Here is a 22,811-nt window from a genome sequence, read left to right as displayed (position 1 = left end):
GGCGGTTAGACTCATCCCTGCCCCTTTTCAAGAGTAACCATGCATCTCCGCCGCGCAGTCCTTGCGATTCTCGCCAGCTTCGGCCTCGCCTTTCCCGGCGTCGCCCGCGACACGCCGCCGCCCGCGCGCACAGCCGGGGCGATTGGCGCGCTGGTCGAGGCCGTGCGTTCCGGCGATATCGACGCCGTGAACCGGCTGCGTGAGGCCGCCGGCCCCATCGGCGTGCGCATCGCCACCTGGCGCATCCTGCGCGGCGGGATCGCGGGCGATCTGGCGACCTATGCCACCTTCGATGCCACGCACGCCGATTGGCCGGGCATGGACCTGCTGCGCCAACGCGCCGAATCGCGCCTTGCGGGCCAACCCGCGCAAGCCGTGCTCGACTGGTTCGCAACCCGCACGCCGCAAACCACCATCGGCACGCTGGCGCTCATCGCCGCCTACCGCCAGACCGATCGCGACCCTGCCGAGTTGCTGCAAGACCTCTGGCTGCACCACGATCTCTCCGAGGCCCAGGAAACCGCGCTGCTGGCCAGTGATGGCGCCCTTCTGGCGCCGCTCCATACCCAGCGCCTCGATGACCTGTTGTGGCGCGGCGAGATCAGTCAGGCCGAGCGCCTGCTGCCCCGTGTGGACGCCGACCACCGCGCCCTCGCCCGCGCCCGCATCGCGCTGCAAAACCGGGCCGATGGCGTCGATATCCTCGTTGCCGCCGTGCCCGCCGCGCTGTCCAATGACCCCGGCCTCGCCTATGATCGGTTCCGCTGGCGTCAGGCTGCGGGCTTTGACGATTCGGCCACCGACCTGATGCGCGAGGTCTCCCCCGACGGCCTCGGTCGCCCCAAATCCTGGGCCGGTCAACGCCTGCGCCTCGCCCGCAATGCCCTCGACGATGGCAATTACCAACTCTCCTACGACCTCGCCGCCCACCACGGCTTGACCGATGGCGTCATGCTGGCCGAACTCGAATGGTTGGCCGGTTACGTCGCCCTGCGCCACCTGAACGACCCCGAACAGGCCGCGCATCATTTCGCCGCGCTGCGCCAACGTGTGTCCAGCCCGATCTCCTTGGGTCGCGCCGGGTATTGGGAGGGCCGCGCCTTGGAGGCCGCAGGCCGCGAGGCCGAAGCCCGGGCCGCCTATGCCTTTGGCGCGCAACACCAGACCGCCTTCTACGGCCAACTCGCCGCCGAACGCCTGGGCCAGACCCTCGATCCGGCGCTGATCGCCGACCCAGACTACCCCGATTGGCACGACACCCCTCTCGCGCAGAACGACGTCCTGCAAGCCGCCCTCCTGCTCCACAGCGCGGGCCAATGGCACGAGGCGCGGCGCTTCGTGATCCACCTCGCCTCGACCCTGACCGACGAGGCCCAACTCGGCGCCCTCGCCCAACTCTGGCTGGACCGCGGCGAGCCCCATTTCACCCTGAAAATCGCCAAGGAGGCCATTCAGAACGGCATCCTCTTGCCCCGCGCCTATTTCCCCCTCACCGGGCTGGAACAGGCCGACCTCCTGGCCCCCGCCGCGCTGGTCCTCGCCATCGCGCGCCGCGAAAGCGAGTTCAACGCCGCCGTCGTCAGCCACGCCGACGCGCGCGGCTTGCTGCAAATCCTGCCCTCGACCGGCCGCCACACCGCACGCCGCCTCGGCATCGCCTTCGACGAGGACCGCCTGACCCGTGACGGCCCCTATAACGCCGTGCTCGGCGCGGGCTACCTGCAGGAAATGTCAGAACAATTCGGCGGAACCCTGTCGCTGGTCGCCGCCGCCTATAACGCCGGACCGGGCCGCCCGCTGCGCTGGATGCGCGAAAACGGCGACCCGCGCACCGACGCCGTCGACCCCGTCGACTGGGTCGAGATGATCCCCTTCAACGAAACCCGCAACTACGTCATGCGCGTCACCGAATCGCTGGTCATCTACCGCGCGATTCTGGCGGGTCAGGTCGGGCCGATTGGCCTGACGGATATCCTGCGCGGGCGGGATTAGAGCGCGCCAATCATCCGCGCATAGCCCTCGAACACCACGATCACCCCGCGCAACACCGCGCCGTGGTTCACGCTGAACAGCGCCACCAACGCCCAGATCGGCACCCAGATCGACAGCGTCACCATCACGCAATACGCCGCCGTGCCCCACTTGCGGTTCGACGGCAAATCATCCCTCAACAGCGCCACCACCCGGTCGCGCAGCACCACTGGATAGCGCGTCAACACCGTGAACATGCCGATCATCGCGTGCAGCACCGTCGGCAACAGCGTGGACCCCAACATGACCGCCAGCCACCAGTTATCGCCGGGGCTATGGCGCAACCCCTCGAACAGCCCCGGCAGGTCGATCAACCGCACCCCGTCGCGCGGGTGGATGACATGAAACAGCGTGATCGCTGCGAAACCCAGCAGGAAAAAGATCAGCAAACCGCCCAGCACATCCAGAATGGCATTCCAGATCGTCACCCCATTCAGGCCCCTGCGCAGCAAATACCGCGTCAACCCAACCGACGCAAAATCCGCCACGGCGTTGAGGATCGGAAAGAAGCCAAAGAAGGCGATGATCACCAGAGTGTCTTGACCCGTGATGGCGCTGCGCGTTGCCACCACCGTCGCCAAAACCAGCGCCAGCACCGCCAAATACCACAGCCACAGGCCCGGCACTGGCCCATTACGGCCCTCGCGGCTTTCAATCACGGTTGCGACTGCGAATGCGACTGCGAATGCGACTGCGTCTGCGTCTGCGACGACAGAGGGCACGTCAAAGTTATTTGACAGGATCTGCCCACCAGAGGTTAAACTCACGATCGCAGTGGCGGCCACCAACGATTTCCAACGCCACTGCGATCGTGCGACCCAAATCAATACACCAATTATGGCGATAATCCACAGCGCCACGTACCCCCGCGCCAAGGTGCTTCCAACGGGGGCAAGCTCAACTCCGCCCAGTACCAGCGCCGTCCCCAGCACCAACCATTGCCCGATCAACATCACAATCGGATAGGCCACCGCCAGCAGCATCATGCGTTGCAACAACCCGCTGCTGAACGCCACACGCCCCGGCCCCATGCCATGCGCCAACTCAGCAGACGACGGCCGCGTGTCCATCCCGGCCAACACCCGCTCCATCCCGGCGCGGTACGCCTGATGAAATGAACTCGCCGTCAGCCGGGCCATTGCGGCTTTGCGGTCGCCGTCATGCTCCCAAAGTCCGCGATAGAAAAAGGTGCTCAGGATCAAAAAAGTCAGGGCCGGGCCAAAATACACCCAGCCCAGATCAAGCAGCCATCCCAAAAACGCTTCACCCATCGCACACCCTCACACGCCCCGCACGAACGATGGCCGATCCCACACCTCCAAACAACCCACTCGCGATTTCATCTTGCCAAAAATACTCAACCACAGCGCATCAACCCTCACCCGGCCGGCCATCCCGCCCCCCTCCAATCCCTACCAATTCGTAAACCCTGCACGCTAACTCCTTGATTTCAAATGTCTCACACCCTGTCCCACGGTGGGACACACGCCCACCAAACCACCACAGACCCGCTTGCAAACCCCGCCGTCTTGGGCCACCTTCCTCCCATTCAAAGCGAGGGTAAAATCATGCGGCACGGCGGGCAAATTCTGGTCGATCATCTGAAAACCCAAGGCATTCGCCGGGTCTTTTCCGTGCCGGGTGAAAGCTTCCTCGCCGCCCTCGACGGCCTCCATGACAGCGAGATCCAGAACATCGTCTGCCGCCACGAAGGCGGCGCCTCCATGATGGCCGAGGCCCACGCAAAACTCACCGGCGAGGTCGGCATCGCCTTCGTCACCCGCGGCCCCGGCGCGACCAACGCCTCCTCTGGGATCCACGTCGCCAAGCAGGACAGCACGCCGATGATCCTCTTTGTCGGCCAAATCGACACCGGCCACCGCGACCGCGAAGCCTTCCAGGAGGTTGACTACCGCGCCACCTTCGGCCCGCTCGCGAAATGGGCCGCCGAGGTCGACGACATCCGCCGCCTCCCCGAGTATCTCAGCCGCGCCTTCCACGTCGCCCAATCCGGCCGCCCCGGTCCGGTCGTGCTGGCCCTGCCCGAAAACATGCTCTCCGCCCGCGCCGATGTCCCCGACCTGCCCGCCCGCGCGGCCCCCGTCACCACCCCCGCCGAAGCGCAAACACAGGCCGTCTGGGCCGCGCTGAAGACAGCGCAGAAACCGCTGATCGTCGTCGGCGGTCCCCACTGGTCACCCCAAGCCGCACAGGATCTCGCCACCCTCGCCTCCTCCACTGGCCTGCCCGTCACCGTCACCTTCCGCCGCCAGGACCGGATCGACAACCGCCACCCCAATTACGCGGGCGATCTCGGCGTCGGCATGAACCCCGCGCTGGCCAAGCGCCTGAGCGAATCCGACTGCCTGCTGATCCTCGGCGCACGCCTCGGCGATATCGCCACCAACAGCTACGAGGCGATCACCCCCGCAGCCCCTGGCAAAACCCTGATCCACATCCACGCCGACCCGGACGAATTGGGCCGCGTCTTCCGCCCCGACGTGGCGATCCCTCATACCGCCCCCGCGATGACCGCCGCCCTCGCCACCAGCATCCCCCAAGGCCTGCCCGACTGGTCGGCCTGGACCGCCGCCGCGCAGGCCGACTACCAAGCCTGGATCGAACCGCGCGAAACCCCGGGCGACGTCAAGCTGGAACAGATCATGCGCCACCTCTCCGACACCCTGCCCGACGACGCGATCGCCACCAACGGCGCGGGCAATTACGCAGCCTGGATGCACCGCTATTTCCGCCCGCGCGCCTATCCCGGCCAACTCGCACCAACCTCGGGCAGCATGGGCTATGGCTTCCCGGCCGCTGTCGCCGCCAGCCTTGAGCACCCGGGCAAAACCGTGGTGTGCTTCGCCGGCGATGGCTGCTTTCAGATGACCCTCAATGAGCTTTCAACCGCCCGTCAATACGGGGCCACCCCCATCGTCATCGTCGCCAACAACGGCCGCTACGGCACGATCCGCATGCACCAGGAACGCCACTATCCGGCGCGGGTTTCCGGCACCGACCTGTTCAACCCCGACTACGCCGCCCTTGCCCGCGCCTATGGTGGACACGGCGAGGTCGTCACCAGAACCGCCGATTTCGCTGCCGCCTTCCAACGCGCGCAAAACGCCGGAACCGTCGCCATCCTTGAACTGCGCCTTGACCCTCAGGCCCTGACCCCTGGCGCCAGCCTCGACACAATCCGCGCCCAGGCCCAAAACACGCGCTGACCTGACCACCTCCCTCCTTCATCTTGCCAAAAATACTCTGGTGGGAGGCGCGCAAGCGCCGTGGGAGGGGAACCCTCCCGGCGGGGCGAGGGCCCTCGATGGGCCCGAGCCACGCCCACCCCCAGAGCGACTCGACTCAACCATCCTGTCACGCTACATGTGAACAAAAGAAGAACATGGTGGCGGATGCATGACACGGCGCGTGTTATCCCTGTGCTTGCCCCGGCTGGCCAGCGACTTGGCGCTGCGTCGGTCCGGCGAGGACACGGGACCCTTTGCACTGATAGCCCGACAGGGACGCGGCGATGTGCTGGCGTGCCTGAATGCGGCGGCACAGGCTCAGGGTTTGCGGCGCGGGCAGGTCTTGTCCGAGGCCCGCGCCTTGCTGCCGACCCTCCTGACCCGCCCGCACGAGCCCGAAATCCAACGCCGCGCGCTGGCCGCCCTGCGTCGTTGGGCCTTGCGTTATGCGCCCTGGGCGGCGGTGGATGGCGATGACGGGTTGATCCTCGACATCTCTGGTGCCGCGCATCTGATCGGCGGCGAGCAAACCCTGGCCGAGGATCTGCGCGCGCGATTGGCGACGATGGGCCTCGACGCCCGTATCGCCATTGCCCCCACACGCGGCGCGGCCTGGGCGCTGGCGCGGTTCGGAGACGCTCCGATCATCCTCACCGACGACGCCCAAGCCGCCATCGCCACCCTGCCCATCGCCGCCCTGCGCCTGCCGCCCGAGACCTGCGCCAGCCTTGCGCGGTTGGGCTTGCGGCAGGTGCGCGATCTGGCGCGGGCGCAACGCGGCAGTCTGGCGCGGCGCTTTGGCGATGATCTGATGCTGCGCTTCGATCAGGCGATGGGCGCGCTGGCCGAACCCGTTGCCGCCCCTCCCGATGACCCGGTCTATGCGATCCGCCTGACGCTGCCGGAACCGATCGGCCTGACCTCGGATGTGATGGCCGGGCTGAAACGCCTGCTGGACCGGCTGTGTGCCACCTTGGCCGCCAAGGATCGCGGCGCGCGGCGGTTGCGGTTCGAGTTGCAACGCGCCGATGGCACCCGCACCGAGGCCCGGATCACGCTGGCCCGCCCGATGCGCGACGCCGCGACGATGGCCGCGCTGTTCGAGCGTGCGGTCGAGGCGCTGGACGCCGGATTCGGCTTTGACGGGCTGCGCCTGAGCGCGCCCTTGACCGAACCCCTGCCGCCCACACAACTGACCGGCGCCAAGACCACCGGCACGGATGCTCTGGCCGATCTGATGACCCGGCTGGGCAATCGGTTGGGGCTGGACGCGCTGACCCGGTTCCTGCCCGCCGACAGCCACATTCCGGAACGCGGGTTTCAGGTGGCCTCGGCGATGTTCACCGAGGCACCGGGCATACAGGTCTGGGCGCATGGCCCCGACCGCCCGCTAATCCTGTTCCCGCCCGAACCCCTGCCGGGCGCGCGTGGCCCCACGCCGCCGCACCGCCTGCGCTGGCGGCGGCGGGCGTTGAGCGTGGTGCGCGCCACCGGGCCGGAACGGCTGACGCCGGAATGGTGGCTGGACGACCCTCTGTGGCGCAGCGGTGTGCGCGATTACTGGCGGCTCGATTGCGCCGAGGGGCCGCGTTTGTGGGTGTTCTACACGCCGCAAGACCCCGGCTGGGCCGTGCAGGGGGAATTCGCATGACCCCTGGGTCCAAAACCAGAGGGGGGCTAGCCCCCCGCGCTGCGCGCTCCCCCCAGAGTATTTTGGGCAAGATGATGTCGTCAGAGGAAGGGGGCTATGCGGAACTTTGCGTGACCACGAATTTCACCTTTTTGACCGGCGCGTCGCATCCTGAGGAGTTGGTGGCGCGGGCGGCGGAATTGGGGATTTCGGCGATTGCCATCACCGACCGCAATTCGCTGGCGGGCGTGGTGCGGGCGCATTCGGCGCTGCGCGAGATCAAGCGGGCGCTGGACGAGGGGGTGACGGGCGCGGATGGCACGGTCAGCATTCGCGGGCAGAGCGTGCAGGATCCGTCAAGTCGGCAGATGCGGGCGAGCGGCGGGGTGCAGGCCCCGCCCCGCTTGCCGCGCCTGATCATCGGCGCGCGGTTGGTTCTGGTGGACAGCGCGGTCGAGTGGCTGGCGCTGCCCACCGATCGCGCGGCCTATGCGCGGTTGTCGCGGCTGTTGAGCCTGGGCAAGCGGCGGGTGGAAAAGGGGCAGTGCCGGTTGACCTTGAGTGATCTGCAAGCCGGCGCTGAGGGGATGATCCTGATCGCCTTGCCGCCTGATCCGTTGCACCACCCTGCCCCCGACGCGCTGCTGCGCGACATGGCGCGGCGTTTTCCGGGGAATGTGTTTCTGGGTGCCGCGCCGCGTTATGACGGGCGCGACGTGGTGCGGTTGCGGCAGGTGGCGGGGTTGGCGCAGCGCAGCGCCGTGCCGATGGTCGCGCTGGGCGATGTGGTGATGCACCACGCGCGGCGGCGGCGATTGGCCGATGTGCTGACCTGCATCCGCGAGGGGCTGACGATTGACACGATTGGCCGCCGCGCCCTACCCAATGCCGAACGCCGCCTGAAAGCGCCTGCCGATATGGCGCGGCTGTTCCGCGATCACCCCGCCGCGATACGGCGCACGCTGGAGATCGCCGGGCGCTGTGCCTTTTCGCTGGATGAGTTGAGTTATGAATACCCCGACGAAGTCACCGACGGCGAGCCGCCGCAAAAGCGGTTGGAGCGTCTGACGGGTGAGGGGTTGCGCCGCCGGTTTCCGGGCGGGGTGCCGCCGGATACGATGCAGAAGGTGGAAAAGGAGTTGCGCATCATCAAGGCGCTGGGTTTTGCCGCCTATTTCCTGACCGTCAACGATATCGTCGCCTTTGCGCGCAGCCGGGGCATCCTGTGCCAGGGGCGCGGCTCGGCGGCGAATTCGGTGATCTGTTACGCCTTGGGCATCACCGAGGTCGCGCCCGATGTGATCAGCATGGTGTTTGAACGCTTCATGTCCGAGGCGCGCGGCGAGCCGCCCGATATCGACGTGGATTTCGAGCATGAGCGCCGCGAGGAGGTGATCCAGCATATCTATGAAACCTACGGCCGCCACCGCGCCGGGCTGACCGCCACGGTGATCCATTTCCGCACCCGCGCGGCGATCCGCGAGGTGGGCAAGGTGATGGGGCTGAGCGAGGATCTGCTGGCCTCGCTGGCGGGCAGTTCCTGGGGCTGGTCCTCGCGCCCGCCGGGGCCCGAGGCGCTGGCGGAACTGGGGTTGAACCCCGACGACCGTCGCCTTGGACAGACCCTGCATCTGATTGCCGAGATCATCGGCTTTCCGCGCCACCTGAGCCAGCATGTCGGCGGGTTCGTGATCACCAAGGGGCGGCTGGATGAGTTGTGTCCGATCGAGAACGCGGCGATGGAGGAGCGCACGGTTATCGAGTGGGACAAGGACGATATCAACGCGCTGGGCATCCTGAAGGTGGATGTGCTGTCGCTGGGCATGCTGACCTGCATCCGCAAGAGCTTTGATCTGATCGCGCAGCATGGCGGGCCGGGGTTTTCACTGGAAAACCTGCCGCGCGAGGATGTGCCGACCTATGACATGCTGTGCCGCGCCGATGCGATTGGCGTGTTTCAGGTGGAAAGCCGCGCGCAGATGAACTTTTTGCCGCGCATGAAGCCGCGCGAGTTTTATGATCTGGTGATCGAGGTGGCGATCATCCGCCCCGGCCCGATTCAGGGCGGTATGGTGCACCCCTATATCAACCGGCGACAGGGGCGTGAGCCGGTGAACCTGCCTTCGACCGATCTGCGCCCGGTGCTGGAGCGCACGCTGGGCGTGCCGCTGTTTCAGGAACAGGCGATGCAGATTGCCGTGGTCGCCGCCGGGTTCAGCCCCGAGGAAGCGGATCGCTTGCGCCGCTCGCTGGCGACCTTCAAGCGCATGGGCACGATTGCCACCTTCCGCGACCGGTTTATTTCGGGAATGCTTGAAAGAGACTATGACCTGCCCTTTGCCGAGCAATGTTTCGCGCAGATCGAGGGGTTCGGCGAATACGGTTTCCCGGAATCGCACGCCGCCTCGTTCGCGCTGCTGGTCTATGCCTCGGCCTATTTGAAACGCCACCACCCGGCGGCCTTTGCCTGCGCGCTGCTCAACTCGCAGCCGATGGGGTTTTATGCCCCGGCGCAGATCGTGCGCGATGTGCGGGAACACGGCATCGAGGTGCGGCCGGTCTGCGTGAACCAGTCCGACTGGGACAACAGCCTGCAAAAACGCGCCGACGGGCGGTTGGCGCTGCGGCTGGGGTTCCGGCAGATCAAGGGGTTGCGTGAGGCGGATGCCGAATGGATCGTCGCGGCGCGCGGCAATGGCTATCCGGACCCCGAAAGCCTGTGGCGGCGCGCCGGGGTGCCGCCGGCCGCGCTGGAACGGCTGGCCGAGGCGGATGCCTTCTCGGGGATGCAATTGAACCGCCGCGATGCGCTTTGGGCGGTGCGGGCGATCCGCGCGCCGAAACCCTTGCCGCTGTTCGGACAGGATGGCGAGGGGCTGCGCGAGGACACGCCCGACCTGCCGCAGATGACGCTGGGCGAGCAGGTGATCGACGATTATCTGGCGCTGCGCCTGTCTCTGCGCGCGCACCCGATGGAGATATTGCGCCCGCACCTCCCCGGCCTGACGCCGCATGCCGACCTGCCCCACGCGCCGAACCGGGTCAGTGTCTGCGGCCTGGTGATCACCCGGCAACGGCCCGGCACGGCCTCTGGGGTGATCTTCATCACGCTCGAGGATGAAACCGATGTCTGCAATGTCGTCGTCTGGCCCAAGGTTTATGAACGGTTCCGGCGGATTGTCATCGGCGGGCGGCTGTTGCGCATCACCGGGCGGTTGCAGCGCGAGGAAGGCATCATTCATCTGATCGCCGATGAGGTCGAGGATCTGTCGCCGACCCTGGCCATTCTGGGCGATCTGGGCATGGAGGCGATCGACCCGACCGAAGGGCGCGGCGACGAGGCCCGCCGCCCGGTGGCCCTGCGTGAACTGCCCGCCAACCATCCGCTGCGCGCCCGCACCCTGCGCGGCATGCGCCACCCGCGCGATCAAGCCAAAATCCTGTTCCCCAGCCGCGATTTCCATTAAGGAACGCGGAAAGACCCGCAGCAAAGGACGTCTCGATGAAACCGCCCCATACCGCCAAAACCAGCACCCCGTCCTTGTCCGAGGGGTTGGAGCGCCTGCAGCAACAGGTCCAGGCCGGTGAGTTCACCGCCGCCATCAGCCTCAGTCAGGCCTTGATCCGCAATCATCCCAAACATGCGCTGCTGTACAACGTCCTGGGCATCGCGCATTCGCAACTGGCCCAGAACGAAGACGCCGCCAAAGCCTTTGCCAGCGCCATCAAGGTCGAGCCGAATTATGCCGAGGCGATTGGCAACATCATCACCATCTTGATCGTCCTGGATCGCGTGCCAGACACAAAGCCCTATGTGCTCAAGGGTCTGGAGCTGGAACCCCATAACCTTGGTTTGCGGCAGGTTCTGGCCGAAGCGCTCTATGAAGGCGGGGATTTCAACGGCGCCTTGGCACAGGCCGAGATCATCCTGGCGGGTCGCCCCGGCGATATTCACGCGCAGAAGGTCAAGGACGAAGCCCTCAAGGCAATGGCGCAGATCCACTAGCGCCCGGCAAAGACATGGGGCCGAGGGATACCCCCGGCCCCATGACCATCCTGCCCGACGTTACTTGCCCAAGCCGCCGCCCGGTGCCGCAGCCGCGCCGCCCGTCCGTGTTGCGGTCCACTCATAGGTATACGCGCCGCCACCCTGGTTGAACTGGCCCGAGATCTGATCGCCGCGCAGCGTGCCGCGATAGATCTGCGTCGCGCCGCCAAGCGGGTTCGTCGCGCCGCCAAGCGGTCGGGTAAAGGTCACCGTGCCCGACCCGGCGTCATACCCGACATGCATCAACGGCTCTGCCCGGCCACCATGCGCGTCGAAATACACCGTCCCGCTCCAGACACCGCCGCGCTGGTCCAGTTCCAGTCTGCCGGCATATCCATTGGCGACGATCGCCCACCGGCCCTGCGCCTCGACCATCTGGCCACCGCCCGCAACACCGCCCGCAACACCGCCGCCCCGCACGAACTGATAGCTGCCGTGCCATGTGCCGTAGTTCGACGATTGCACCCCGTATTGCGCGCTGCCCTGATAGGATTGCTGACCCGGCAGGACTTGCACATGGACCACACCGGTCTGCCCGACGCCCACCAAGCCCGCATGTACCGCCGCCCGCGCCACCGAGGAATCGTCGGTGTAGATACCCGTGCCCCAGACCGATCCGCTGGACGCGCCCGTCACCTGAAAGCTGAAGGTCTGGCCGTTCTGCCCACGATAGCCGGTCATGGTGCTCGGCGCGGCGGTTACGCCCGCAGGCGGCTGCGGTTGTGGCGCGACACCGCCAAAACTCTCGGCCACCAGCATCGCTTGGCAGGTCTGCGGGCCATAGGTTCCGACCCAGATATCATACTCACCCGGCCGGGCACGATCGAGGCGCAGACGCGCATTCAGACCGGCGCTATCATCATTGAAATGCCACTGCCCGCTGCTGTCATGGACCAACAGCACCGGGTCACACGAACCCTCCGTCCGGAACTCCAGATCATATTGCTGCGGGTTCCCCGCCAGGTTCAGCGTATAGTCCGGGCTTTGCATGAGATACCCGCGACCGGGAACCGCCTGACACCGGGCCAGATCAACGTTGCCGCCGGCGATCACATCAAAGCGTTGCGCCGTATACAACGCCTGACCGTCATAGCTCAACATCCGGCCATTTTGCCCGGGATCAGGGCACAGCGCCTGTGCTGGTGGCGGGGTCACAACGCCACCGACCGACCCGCCGCCGAAGGTTTCCAGCGTCAATGTGGCGCGACAGGTCGATGGTCCATAGGTGCCGACCCAGATGTCATAGGCCCCGTTCGGTGCGGATGGCACACGCAGACGCGCGTTCAACCCCTCACCGCCGTCGTCGTTGAAATACCATTGGCCGCGCGCGTCATTGACCAACAAGACCGTGTCACAATCCGCCGTCACCCGGAAATCGAGGTCACGGCCCATGGAGTTGCCGCTGAAACTCAGGTCGAAATCCGGTCGTGAGGCAACATAGCCCACCCCCGGCTGCGGACAATTCGACAGATTGTTCGCGCCCCCCGCGACCACGGAGAGGCTCTGCGCGGTCCAAAGCTGATCTGACGAATAATTCAGTTGCTGGCCGGTCATCGACCAATCCGGGCATGCCATTGCCGCCGTGCCGATCACACTGGCAGCGGCGAAGGCCAAGGTGGGTAAGACACGGCGCAGGCCCGTCAGGCGCGACGCTGAAACGATGGTTCCAGACATGATGTGCTCTCCTCTCCAAACAAGTCACATGCGCATAAGTCTATATGTTCCGGCGGCACGTCCGTTTGACACAGGTTAAAGCGGCCCGCCAAAAGCCACAGATCTGCCCACCCCCTCGGCCAAGCCCGGCCAGGAAAATCGTGCAATCCGGTCGGCCAGAGCCTGCCGCATAACGCGGCAAAAGGGGGGTTTGACATCAAGGTTTTCGGCGTTTTTACGCAAGATCGCAACCTGCGTGGGCTGCAAACCAGCGGCCTAGCGCCGCCGGGGCTCAATCCGCGCGCAGCAGGCTCAGCAGTGCAAGGACGATCAGCGCAATGCCCGGCAGAACAACGCCACCGGGGATTCCATGCCGCAACGCGGCCTCCCACAGGATGATCCAAACCGGCGTCGCATAGGTGTAGGCCATCACTTTGGACGACGGCAGCCGTTGCGCCGCATATTGCAGCGCCGAGGCGGCAAAGGCGGTGGCCAGGATCACCAGATACGCCAAACCGACCCAGACCAGCACCGGAAGCGCCGCCCAGTCGGTCGCCATGATGTCGCGCCAGCCATAGGCCGTGATGATGAAAAACCCGAACAGCGTGATCATCGCGGCGGTGACCATCGCGCTCTCGCCTCGGTTCAGTTTCTTGAGCATCGGCGCGTAAACCGCGTGCAAGATGCAGCCGATGAAATAAATGCCCTCACCTCTGCCGATCTCGAACCGCAGCATGGCCTGCACATCGCCCTGAAAAATCACCCAGACCGCGCCAAAGCCACCGATCACCAGCGCCGACGCTATGGAGGGCGTCAGGCGCTGCCGCAGCAACAGCCAGGCAAACCCCGCCGCCATCAACGGCATCAGCGTAAAGACGGCTCCGGCGGCAAGCGGTTGCGCGGTTTTCAGCCCTTCAAACATGAACACGAAATACCCGCCATACAGCGCCGCGAGGAGTGCATACCGCCACGGCGCCGCGAAATCCGCGCGCGTAAAGCCGCGAACCCGGCCGCGCCCCTGTCCGGGGATCAGCACCACCAACAAGGCCAGCAGGATCGACGCCAGCAAAAAGCGCACACTGGTCAGGGCCGCCGGCGCGATATCATTGGCCACCATCGAACCCAGGCTGAACGAGCCCGAAACCGCCGCCGAAAAGCCCAGCATCGCGGCATGACCGCGCAGCGCTTCGGCACGACTGTGCAGGGCAGCGTGGGTTGTGCTCATTGACCAAACATCTCTTTGATGGCCGCCAAAGCCGCCTGTACCTTGGGTGTGCGGTGCAGGTCCACATGCGTGACCAACCACACCGAGAACGCCCATTCCGGACGCGGCGGCATCAGCTCGACCAGCCCGTTCTCGGGGTCTTTGCCATAGTGAAACCCAGCCCCCAACCCGTCGACCATCGCGCCATAGCGCACCACGGATTCATTGGACCGCAGCGCAATCCGCGGCGCCGGAGTCAGGCGCTCCAGCCACAGCGCATAGGGCGCGCGGCGGTTGTCGGAATCCTCGGTCACAAACCGATGCCCGGCCAGATCATCATCCGTCCTGGGCACACCAAACCGATCGATATAGGCCTGACTGGCGACCATGGAGACGCCACCATGCAGCAGCTCCTGCACCACATTATCGGGCTCCGTCGGGCGCGTCCCGGCACGGATCGCCAAATGCGCCTCGCCATACTCCAACCGCAGCACACGGGTTTCGGTGCGCACGCGGATCGTCAGTTCCGGATATTGCCGCGCCAACAACCCCAAGGCCGGGCGCAGCAGCCCCACCAATCCCGGCAGGGTCGTGATCACCAGATCGCCGGTGATCCCCGACCCGGCGCCGGTCAAACGCGTGCCAAGCTGGGCGAATTGTTCCTCGGTGACGCGCCCGACCTGCGCCAAGGCCTGACCCGCTTCGGTGGGCGTATAGCCGCGTGCGTGGCGCTGGAACAACTTCACGCCCAACCGCGTTTCCAGCGCCTCGACATGGCGGATCACGGTGGCATGATGCACGCCCAGCGCCTCGGCCGCGCCGCTGACGGTTCCGGCCTGCGCGACATGCCAGGCCGTGCGGATTTCGTCCCAGGATTCTATCGGCAAGAGTGTGCATCTCCTCACAGGTCCTGCGCAGTTTCCCGTATTGCGTTCATGCCCGCAAGAGTGTTCGCAACCCGAAATCCACGTTGACGGCATGCGCCACCACCCGCATACCCGGATACACGCCACAAGGTTCGAGGTTTCCCATGCACCCAGCTCACCACGCCCTGCTCGTGATCGACGTCCAAAACGACTTCTGCCCCGGCGGCGCACTGGCGGTCACCGAAGGCGACGTGATCGTGCCGCGCATCAACGCGCTGATGGAGGAGTTCGCCGTCATCATCCTGACCCAGGACTGGCACCCCGCCGACCACCTGTCCTTCGCCACCAATCACCCCGGCGCAGACCCATATTCGCTGATCGAGATGCCCTATGGCCCACAGGTGCTCTGGCCGACGCATTGCGTGCAAGGCAGCACGGGGGCGGCATTCCATGCCGATCTCGCAACCGACCCCGCCGACATGATCCTCCGCAAGGGCTTTCGCCCGGAAATCGACAGCTATTCGGCGTTCTTCGAGAATGATCGAACTACCCCGACCGGACTCGAAGGCTACCTGCGGTCCCGCGAAATCACCGACCTGACGCTCACCGGCCTCGCCACCGATTTCTGCGTCGCCTACTCGGCCGTTGACGCCGCCAAGCTGGGCTTCAACGTCACGGTTCATCTGGAGGCCTGCCGCGCTATCGACCTTGACGGGTCCTTGGCCAAGGCAATGGAGGCCATGCGCGACGTAGGCGTCACTCTGGCCTGATGAAACCGGTATGAAAAAGGGGGCGATGCCCCCTCTTGCCTGCGGCAATTCACCCCCTGGATATTTGAAGAACAAAGAGGGCCCCTTTACGTCTTCTTTACCCTTATCGGGGATGATGGGGGCACGGTACAGGCGGGGACGCCGATGACCGTGAACGAAGACGACCCAAGACCAAGGCGGCGCGGATCCCACGGGGCCGCGCCGTTTGCCTTTGTCTTTGTTCTTAAAATATCCCCAGGGGGAGGCCGCAGGCCGATGGGGGTGGAACCCCCACGCATCGACGTGGCTCGATGCCACGGAGAGGCGGCCTACCAGAGCCGATTACTGCCCCTCGGGCACCAGGATTTCGCGTTTTCCGACGTGGTTCGCCGAACTGACGACGCCGTCATCCTCCATTTGCTCAACCAGACGCGCGGCCTTGTTGTAGCCGATCGCCAGTTTGCGCTGAATGTAGCTCGTCGAGCATTTGCGGTCGCGCGCGACAATCGCCACGGCTTGATCATAGAGCGCATCCTCGCCACCCGAATCCCCCAGCCCCAGCACCGCGTCGATATCGCTGACGCTGTCCGGGTCCGGCCCGTCCAGCACGCCGCCGATGTAATCCGCAGGGCCAAAGCTTTTCAGGTGTGTGACGATTTCTTCGACTTCTTCATCCGACACGAATGGCCCGTGAATACGGGTGATCTTGGAGCCACCTGCCATATAGAGCATGTCGCCCATGCCCAGCAGTTGCTCGGCGCCTTGTTCGCCCAGAATGGTCCGCGAGTCGATTTTCGAGGTCACCTGGAACGAGATCCGCGTCGGGAAGTTCGCCTTGATCGTACCGGTGATCACGTCCACCGACGGGCGCTGGGTGGCCATGATCAGGTGAATCCCCGAGGCGCGCGCCATTTGCGCAAGCCGCTGGATGCAGGCTTCGATCTCCTTGCCCGCGACCATCATCAGGTCGGCCATCTCATCGACGATCACGACGATATACGGCAGCACCTCGGGCGCGAATTCCTCGGTCTCGAACACCGGATCGCCGGTTTCATCGTCGAATCCGGTCTGCACCGTGCGCTTGAACATCTCGTTCTTGCTAAGCGCCTCGTGCACGCGACCATTATAGCCGTCGATGTTGCGCACGCCCATCTTGGACATCTTGCGATAGCGTTCTTCCATTTCGCCGACGACCCATTTCAGCGCGACCACCGCCTTTTTCGGGTCGGTCACCACCGGGCTGAGCAGATGCGGAATGCCATCATAGACGCTCAATTCCAGCATCTTGGGGTCGATCATGATCATCCGGCATTCCTGCGGCGTCAGTTTATAGAGCAGCGACAGGATCATCGTGTTGATCGCCACCGATTTGCCCGAACCCGTGGTCCCGGCAATCAGCAGGTGCGGCATCTTCGCAAGGTTGGCCACGATCGCCTCGCCGCCGATGTCCTTGCCCAGGGCCAGCGGCAGTTTCTGCTGGCTGTCGCCAAAGTCGCGTGCGCCCAGGATTTCGCGCAGCACAACCTTTTCGCGCCGGACATTGGGCAATTCGATGCCGATCACCGAGCGTCCCGGCACCGTCGAAACCCGCGCCGACAGCGCCGACATGGAGCGCGCGATATCATCCGACAGGCCGATCACCCGCGAGGCTTTCAAGCCCGGCGCGGGCTCGAGTTCATACATCGTCACCACCGGGCCCGGGCGCACGCTGACGATCTCGCCGCGCACGCCGTAATCCTCCAGAACGCTTTCCAACATACGGGCGTTTTCTTCCAGCGCTTCGTTGGACAGCGAGAATCGCTCCACGCGCGACGGATCCGACAGCAGGCTCAAGGGCGGCAGTTCAAACGCCTGACGCCGCGCCTCGAAGGGCAGGGTCGGCTGCGCTTCGGCCTTTGCCTGACGCGAGGGCGCGGGCGTGCGGTTGCGCGCCGTCTGCACCACACGTCGGTTCAGAGGCTGCTGCGCCGTGCGGGTTGTCGGGGCCTCATAGCGGTCGTCCAGATCGTCATCGTCCTCGATCAACGCGTCCTCTTCGGCCTCAAACCTGTCGAACCCGGTCTGGACCGCGCCAGAAAACGCACCAAGCGTCGGGTTGATGCCAAAACTGTGGCTGTACCCGATCCCCTGCATCGGCACCGCGGGCGCGGCTGGCACAGGCTGACCGCGCGCAGGGGCGGCGCCACCCAAAGACGGCGCGCGGCGCGCGGCGGTCAGTGGCGGCTCGACATGGGGCGGGGCGGCAGGCGGCGACACGGGCCGCTGGTTGGGATCGAACCGCAAGACCGGCTTGACCTGTTTGCGGGTGCGGATCACATCGGTGATGCGCGTGCGGATGCGATCATCGGTCGGCGCCAAGGCCCCCATCGCTTGCGGGGCCATCGACGGCTCGACCAACTCGCCTTCGGGCGCCCAAGCCTGCGGCTCGGCTTCCGTGCGGCGCCGACCCAGATTCGAGACGCGCGCCAGCAAGCCCTGACGCTCTGGCTGGCCCCAATGTTCGGCGGGGGCGGGCGCGGGGTGTACAGGCGGCGGCATGGTCGGCTCCGACCGACGCGGCGCACCGACGCCCGGATTGACGACCCGCGTATGAACATCGGGGTTGCGGGGCGGCGTGGGCGCAAATTCCGGCTGATCATAGGGTGCATAATCGGGGCGCTCCGCCGCGCGCAGTGGCGGCGGCATCCCGCCTTCGGCACGATGGATGCGCGGCGCACGGTACGCGTGGTCCTGATCCGGCCATTGCGTCAGCGGCTGCTGCCATGCGGGATGCGCCGCCGCCGCGTGTTCGGCGGCCTGTCGCGCCTGCGCCTGCGCATGACGCCGCGTTTGCCAGCCGTCATGGCCGCGCACCGCCAAACCACCAACCCCACGCAAAGACCCGCCCAGGATCGACAACAACCCGGCATAGCTCAGGATCAGACCTGACAACAGGAACCCGCCAATGCGCAAAACCTCGGGCACCGACGACCCCAGGACATAGAGCCACAGCGTCAGGGTCCCGCCAAACACCAGGATCGTCAGGATGTTGAATCCGAAGGTCGAGGTCAGCGGCAGCGCGGTCAGAACCGCGCCCAAAACCGCATCGCCGAACTGCCCGCCCAGACCATAATCCGCGACCCAGGCCGCAGACGGCACCAACATGGCCAGCCAGATCGTCGCCAAAGCGATGGCAATCGGCACGAACAGGGTGCGCCCCATGATGTTCTGCTCGCCCTGATGGATCACCAGCCGCAACCCCCAGACACACAGCGCCAGCACCATCCCCCACGAGGCTTTGCCGATCATGAACATCATCGGCCCGGCAATGCCCGCGCCCAACCGGCCCAGCGCGTTGCGCGCCGGCTCATCGGTTGCCGCCCACCATGACGGATCTTCGGGGGCATAGGACCCGAGCACCAGCGCCAGGATCAAGCCGACGCCGATCAGGCACAGGCCCAACAACTCCTTGCCGCGCTGGCTCAGGATCTCCTGCAACCGGCTGTCCAGAAATGGTTCGCGTTGGGGGCTGGGATAGGATGCCATTTTGTCCTCACGCATAAAGGCAATCGCGCAGCAGGGTCAGGCCGCGCCGGGTCTCGTCCTCCGAGGTGACCAAAGCCACCCGGATATACCCAGCGCCGGGGTTCTGCCCGCCCACATCTCGCGATAGATAGGCGCCCGGCAGCACACGGACGCCGGTTTCACGCCAGAGTTTCAAAGCCGCCGCTTCGCCATCGGCGACCGGCAACCACAGGAAAAAGCCCGCTTCGGGCGGTGTATAGGCGTTCAAACCGCCCAGAATTTCGTCGGCCATCCGGTATTTGCGCTGATACAGCGCGCGGCTCTCGCTCACATGCGCCTCATCGGCCCAGGCCGCGGCGGCCACCGCCTGCAACGGCTCGGGCAACGGCGCACCGGCATAGGCCCGCAACTGCCGGATCGCCTTGATCGACGCGCGCCCGCCGGCCACAAAACCCGAGCGCAACCCCGGCAAGTTCGACCGCTTCGACAACGAATGAAAACTCAACACCCGCTCGGGGTCCGCACCGATCTGCGCCGCCACCTCCAACACCCCTACCGGGGGCGTCTCGCGGTAGATTTCGGCATAGCACTCATCGGCAAACACGCGGAAATCATGCTTTTCGGCCAGCGCCAACAGCGCCACCCAATACGCGCGACTGGCCACCGCCCCCTGCGGATTGGCGGGCGAGCAAATATAGGCCACCGTCACCCGGTCCAAAACCTCCGCCGGCAGCCCGGCGAAATCCGGCAAATGCCCGGTCATCGAGGTCGCGGGCACGAACATCGGCTCGGCCCCGGCCGTCAACGCCCCGATCGCATAGACCTGATAAAACGGGTTCGGCATCAGAATGACCGGCCTCTGGCCGTTCTTCTCCTCGGGCGACAGCGCGAGGGCCGCATTGAACAACCCCTCCCGCGTGCCGTTCAGCGCCATCAGCCGATCCTGCGCCACCTCGACCCCATAGCGCCGCGCGATCCACCCCGAGATCGCCCCCAGCAACGCCGGAGTGCCATCATTGGCCGGATACCGCGCAAACCCACCGATAGCGTCATTCAACACCTGCGCCACAAAATGCGGCATAGGATGACGCGGCTCGCCAATGGTCATGGCGATCGGGTCACCACCGGGCTGGTGATGATCAAGCAACGCGCGCAAACGCGGGAATGCGTACTCCGGCAGGTTCGAAAACCGCTCTGGAAATGCCATGGACTGCCTCGTTTTTCGGGATCATCGCGCCCCGTATTGCCGCACGTTACCGTGCCAAAGGCCTCAGGTCCAGAAAAACGAAACCATTTCGGTCAGTTGCGCACCCCCCCTGTGGCTTTTTCGCCGCGACGCTCTGGGCACGAACCAACCGTCTTTGTTCCCGAAATATCCTCAGGGGGTGAATTGGCGCAGCCAAGAGGGGGCTGAAAGCCCCCTGCGAAAAGCATCGTGTCGCGCGCCAGCGCGTCCGTTTGACAGGTCAGCCGCGCTCTTGGCGCAAGGGGCGCGACAACAGCAAGTCCTGCGCCTCGGCCAACCCGACCTTGCCGTTCAGCAACGCCGAGACCATGCACACCACCGGCATCAGATCAGGATCGGCACCGGCGGCGACGGCATGGGCGGTCATCACCCCCTCGACGGTGATCGACGCATCGGGCACCTGCCCGGCGCCAATCGCCATCCCATAGCGGTAGTTGCGCGATTTCTCCGAGGTACAGGTCAGCACCAGATCGCCGAACCCCGACAGGCCCAGCAAGGTCTCGGCATGGGCGCCGCGGGCTTGTGCCAGTCGGTTGATCTCGGCAAAGCCGCGGGTCATCAGCGCCGCGCGCGCGCTTTCACCAAGCCCCGCGCCAATGGTGATCCCGGCGGCAATGGCGATCACGTTTTTCAGCGCTCCACCCAGTTGCGCGCCGATCACGTCATCCGTCAGATAGATCCGCAGATTGGGCGTCGACAGATCGCGTTGCAGCGCCTCCTGATGCGTGCCGCCGCTCGCCAACGTCAGGGCCGTCGGCTTTCGCAGCGCGATATCCTCGGCGAAACTCGGCCCGGTCAACACGCCAACTTGCGCCCGGGGGATCACATCGGCGACGACCTCGGTCGGCAACAACCCCGTCCCCAACTCGACGCCCTTGCAACAGGCAACCAGCTTCGCCCCCGCCAGGTCCGCGCGATGCGCCTCCAGCACCGCGCGCAACTGCTGCGTCGGCACCGCCAGCAGGATGGTCGGCGTGTCGGACAGATCCTGCATCCGCGCGGTGACATGCAGCTCATCGGGGAAATCGGCCATCGGCAAGCGCCACGGATTGCGGCGCTGTTCCTGCATCTGCTGCGCCTGATCCGCGTTGCGCGACCAGAGCCACACATCACGATCCGCCCGCGCAATGGCCACGCCCAACGCCGTCCCGAAGGCTCCGGCGCCGATAATTCCGATGTTTGGCTCGTTCATCCGCACCCTTTCCGCCCCTTTCGGGCTTTTCACCCCCCGCCGCAACCCGCTATGCAGGGGCAAACGCGCCCCAGCGGCAGGAGGGCCGAGATGGTCGATATCGCAACCCGTGTGCACAATCACAACTGGAAGATCGATCCGATCATCCGGTCCCTGATCGACACCGACTTTTACAAGCTTCTGATGTGCCAGTCGATCTTTCGCAACAAGCGCGACACACAAGTCACCTTCAGCCTGATCAATCGCACCAAATCGATCCGCCTGGCCGAGCTGATCGACGAGGGCGAATTGCGCGAGCAACTGGACCATGTGCGCGGCCTCACGCTGAGCCGTGGCGAAAGCACCTGGCTGCGCGGCAACATGTTCTACGGCAAACGCGCGATGTTCCGCTCGGACTTCATGGAGTGGTTCGAAACCATGCGCCTGCCGCCCTATCAGCTGGACACGCGAGACGGGCAATACGAACTGACCTTTGAAGGGTCCTGGCCCGAGGTCATGCTGTGGGAAGTGCCCGCCCTGTCGATCCTGATGGAATTGCGCAGCCGTGCGGTGACCAAGGACATGGGCAAGTTCGAGCTGGAGGTGCTCTATGCCCGCGCCATGAGCCGGGTGTGGGAAAAGGTCGAACGCCTGCGCGCCATCGACGGGCTGAAACTGGCCGATTTCGGCACAAGGCGGCGGCACAGCTTCCTGTGGCAGGATTGGTGCGTGCAGGCGATGGTCGAGGGGCTGGGCAAGGACACGTTTATCGGCACCTCGAATTGCCGCATCGCCATGCGCCGCGATATCGAGGCGATCGGCACCAACGCGCATGAATTGCCGATGATCTATGCCGCCCTCGCCGAGGATGACGCGGCGCTGGCGCGCGCGCCCTATGACGTGCTGGCCGATTGGCACGAAGAACACGACGGCAACCTGCGCATCATCCTGCCCGACACTTTTGGCACCGAAGGATTTTTGCGCAATGCTCCCGACTGGCTGGCGGGCTGGACCGGGATTCGCATTGATTCGGGTGATCCGGCGGCGGGCGCTGAAATGGCGATCCAGTGGTGGAAGGCCCGTGGCGAAGATCCGCGCAAGAAGCTGGTGATTTTCTCGGACGGGCTGGATGTCGAGAAGATCGAAACGCTGCACCGGCAATTCAAGGGCCGCGTGAAGGCCAGCTTTGGCTGGGGCACCTTGCTGACCAACGACTTTCGCGGATTGGTCGCCGATGACCGCCTGGCCCCATTCTCGCTGGTGTGCAAAGCCATCAGCGCAAACGGCCGCCCGACGGTGAAACTGTCGGACAACCCCAAGAAGGCGATGGGCCCGGCCCAGGAGATCGCGCGCTACAAGCGGGTGTTTGGCGTCGGCGAGCAAGCGGCACAGGACGTGATTGTGTAGAGGGGGGAGCGAGGGGCTCCTCGCCCCTCGCGCTCCCTCGCCAAAGGGGACGCA

At 65.4% G+C, this 22,811-nt stretch carries 14 protein-coding genes; 7 read left to right on the top strand and 7 right to left on the bottom strand.

The window, feature by feature from the left end; genetic code table 11:
• The first annotated feature begins 39 nt into the window (after nucleotides 1–39).
• A complete protein-coding gene (locus VDQ28_RS07930) occupies nucleotides 40–1,992 on the top strand; it encodes a lytic transglycosylase domain-containing protein (protein ID WP_323035426.1) in 1,953 nt (650 codons plus the stop codon).
• Here VDQ28_RS07930 and VDQ28_RS07925 read toward each other — a convergent pair.
• A complete protein-coding gene (locus VDQ28_RS07925; protein WP_323035425.1) occupies nucleotides 1,989–3,302 on the bottom strand; it encodes a hypothetical protein in 1,314 nt (437 codons plus the stop codon). The genes VDQ28_RS07930 and VDQ28_RS07925 overlap by 4 nt on opposite strands.
• A 297-nt stretch (nucleotides 3,303–3,599) precedes the next feature.
• Between VDQ28_RS07925 and VDQ28_RS07920 the strand changes: the two genes are divergently transcribed.
• From VDQ28_RS07920 to VDQ28_RS07905, 4 genes are all read left to right on the top strand, one after another.
• Nucleotides 3,600–5,258, top strand: a complete 1,659-nt coding sequence (locus VDQ28_RS07920; RefSeq protein ID WP_323035424.1) for a thiamine pyrophosphate-binding protein — start codon at nucleotides 3,600–3,602, stop codon at nucleotides 5,256–5,258.
• Between the two features lie 190 nt (nucleotides 5,259–5,448).
• Entirely contained in the window at nucleotides 5,449–6,930 is a 1,482-nt protein-coding gene (locus VDQ28_RS07915; protein ID WP_323035423.1) for a DNA polymerase Y family protein, read from the top strand.
• A gap of 71 nt (nucleotides 6,931–7,001) precedes the next feature.
• Nucleotides 7,002–10,376 carry an error-prone DNA polymerase gene (locus VDQ28_RS07910; RefSeq protein ID WP_323035422.1) on the top strand — a complete coding sequence of 1,125 codons (3,375 nt, stop codon included), beginning with the start codon at nucleotides 7,002–7,004 and terminating at the stop codon, nucleotides 10,374–10,376.
• Between the two features lie 35 nt (nucleotides 10,377–10,411).
• Nucleotides 10,412–10,915: a tetratricopeptide repeat protein gene (locus VDQ28_RS07905; RefSeq protein ID WP_323035421.1), complete on the top strand. Its 504-nt coding sequence runs from the start codon at nucleotides 10,412–10,414 to the stop codon at nucleotides 10,913–10,915.
• Between the two features lie 60 nt (nucleotides 10,916–10,975).
• Here the strand turns inward: VDQ28_RS07905 and VDQ28_RS07900 are convergent, their stop codons facing one another.
• From VDQ28_RS07900 to VDQ28_RS07890, 3 genes are all read right to left on the bottom strand, one after another.
• Complete coding sequence (locus tag VDQ28_RS07900) at nucleotides 10,976–12,631, bottom strand: LCCL domain-containing protein (RefSeq protein WP_323035420.1); 1,656 nt, start codon at nucleotides 12,629–12,631, stop codon at nucleotides 10,976–10,978.
• A gap of 271 nt (nucleotides 12,632–12,902) precedes the next feature.
• Nucleotides 12,903–13,835, bottom strand: coding sequence for a DMT family transporter (locus tag VDQ28_RS07895; RefSeq protein ID WP_323035419.1), 933 nt, complete (start codon nucleotides 13,833–13,835; stop codon nucleotides 12,903–12,905).
• The gene (locus VDQ28_RS07890) at nucleotides 13,832–14,701 is read right to left on the bottom strand and encodes a LysR family transcriptional regulator (protein ID WP_323035418.1); all 870 of its coding nucleotides are present in this window, start codon (nucleotides 14,699–14,701) and stop codon (nucleotides 13,832–13,834) included. The genes VDQ28_RS07895 and VDQ28_RS07890 overlap by 4 nt, the downstream gene beginning before the upstream one ends.
• A gap of 143 nt (nucleotides 14,702–14,844) precedes the next feature.
• Between VDQ28_RS07890 and pncA the strand changes: the two genes are divergently transcribed.
• Complete coding sequence (gene pncA, locus VDQ28_RS07885) at nucleotides 14,845–15,450, top strand: bifunctional nicotinamidase/pyrazinamidase (protein ID WP_323035417.1); 606 nt, start codon at nucleotides 14,845–14,847, stop codon at nucleotides 15,448–15,450.
• Nucleotides 15,451–15,771: 321 nt separating this feature from the next.
• Here the strand turns inward: pncA and VDQ28_RS07880 are convergent, their stop codons facing one another.
• The 3 genes from VDQ28_RS07880 to VDQ28_RS07870 all read right to left on the bottom strand — a co-directional run bounded on the left by VDQ28_RS07880 (nucleotide 15,772) and on the right by VDQ28_RS07870 (nucleotide 21,404).
• A complete protein-coding gene (locus VDQ28_RS07880) occupies nucleotides 15,772–18,954 on the bottom strand; it encodes a DNA translocase FtsK (protein WP_323035416.1) in 3,183 nt (1,060 codons plus the stop codon).
• A gap of 7 nt (nucleotides 18,955–18,961) precedes the next feature.
• Nucleotides 18,962–20,140 (bottom strand): aminotransferase class I/II-fold pyridoxal phosphate-dependent enzyme, encoded by a 1,179-nt coding sequence (locus VDQ28_RS07875; protein WP_323035415.1) that lies wholly within the window; start codon nucleotides 20,138–20,140, stop codon nucleotides 18,962–18,964.
• 259 nt (nucleotides 20,141–20,399) lie between these two features.
• Nucleotides 20,400–21,404 carry an NAD(P)H-dependent glycerol-3-phosphate dehydrogenase gene (locus tag VDQ28_RS07870; RefSeq protein ID WP_416349357.1) on the bottom strand — a complete coding sequence of 335 codons (1,005 nt, stop codon included), beginning with the start codon at nucleotides 21,402–21,404 and terminating at the stop codon, nucleotides 20,400–20,402.
• A gap of 57 nt (nucleotides 21,405–21,461) precedes the next feature.
• Between VDQ28_RS07870 and pncB the strand changes: the two genes are divergently transcribed.
• Nucleotides 21,462–22,757, top strand: a complete 1,296-nt coding sequence (gene pncB / locus VDQ28_RS07865) for a nicotinate phosphoribosyltransferase (protein ID WP_323035413.1) — start codon at nucleotides 21,462–21,464, stop codon at nucleotides 22,755–22,757.
• Nucleotides 22,758–22,811: the final 54 nt, after the last annotated feature.

It is taken from the genome of Pararhodobacter sp. (genome assembly GCF_034676545.1).
In the GTDB taxonomy this organism is placed as follows: domain Bacteria; phylum Pseudomonadota; class Alphaproteobacteria; order Rhodobacterales; family Rhodobacteraceae; genus Pararhodobacter.
Note: the sequence above shows the minus strand (reverse complement) of the source record. Positions and strands in the feature narration are given on the sequence as shown.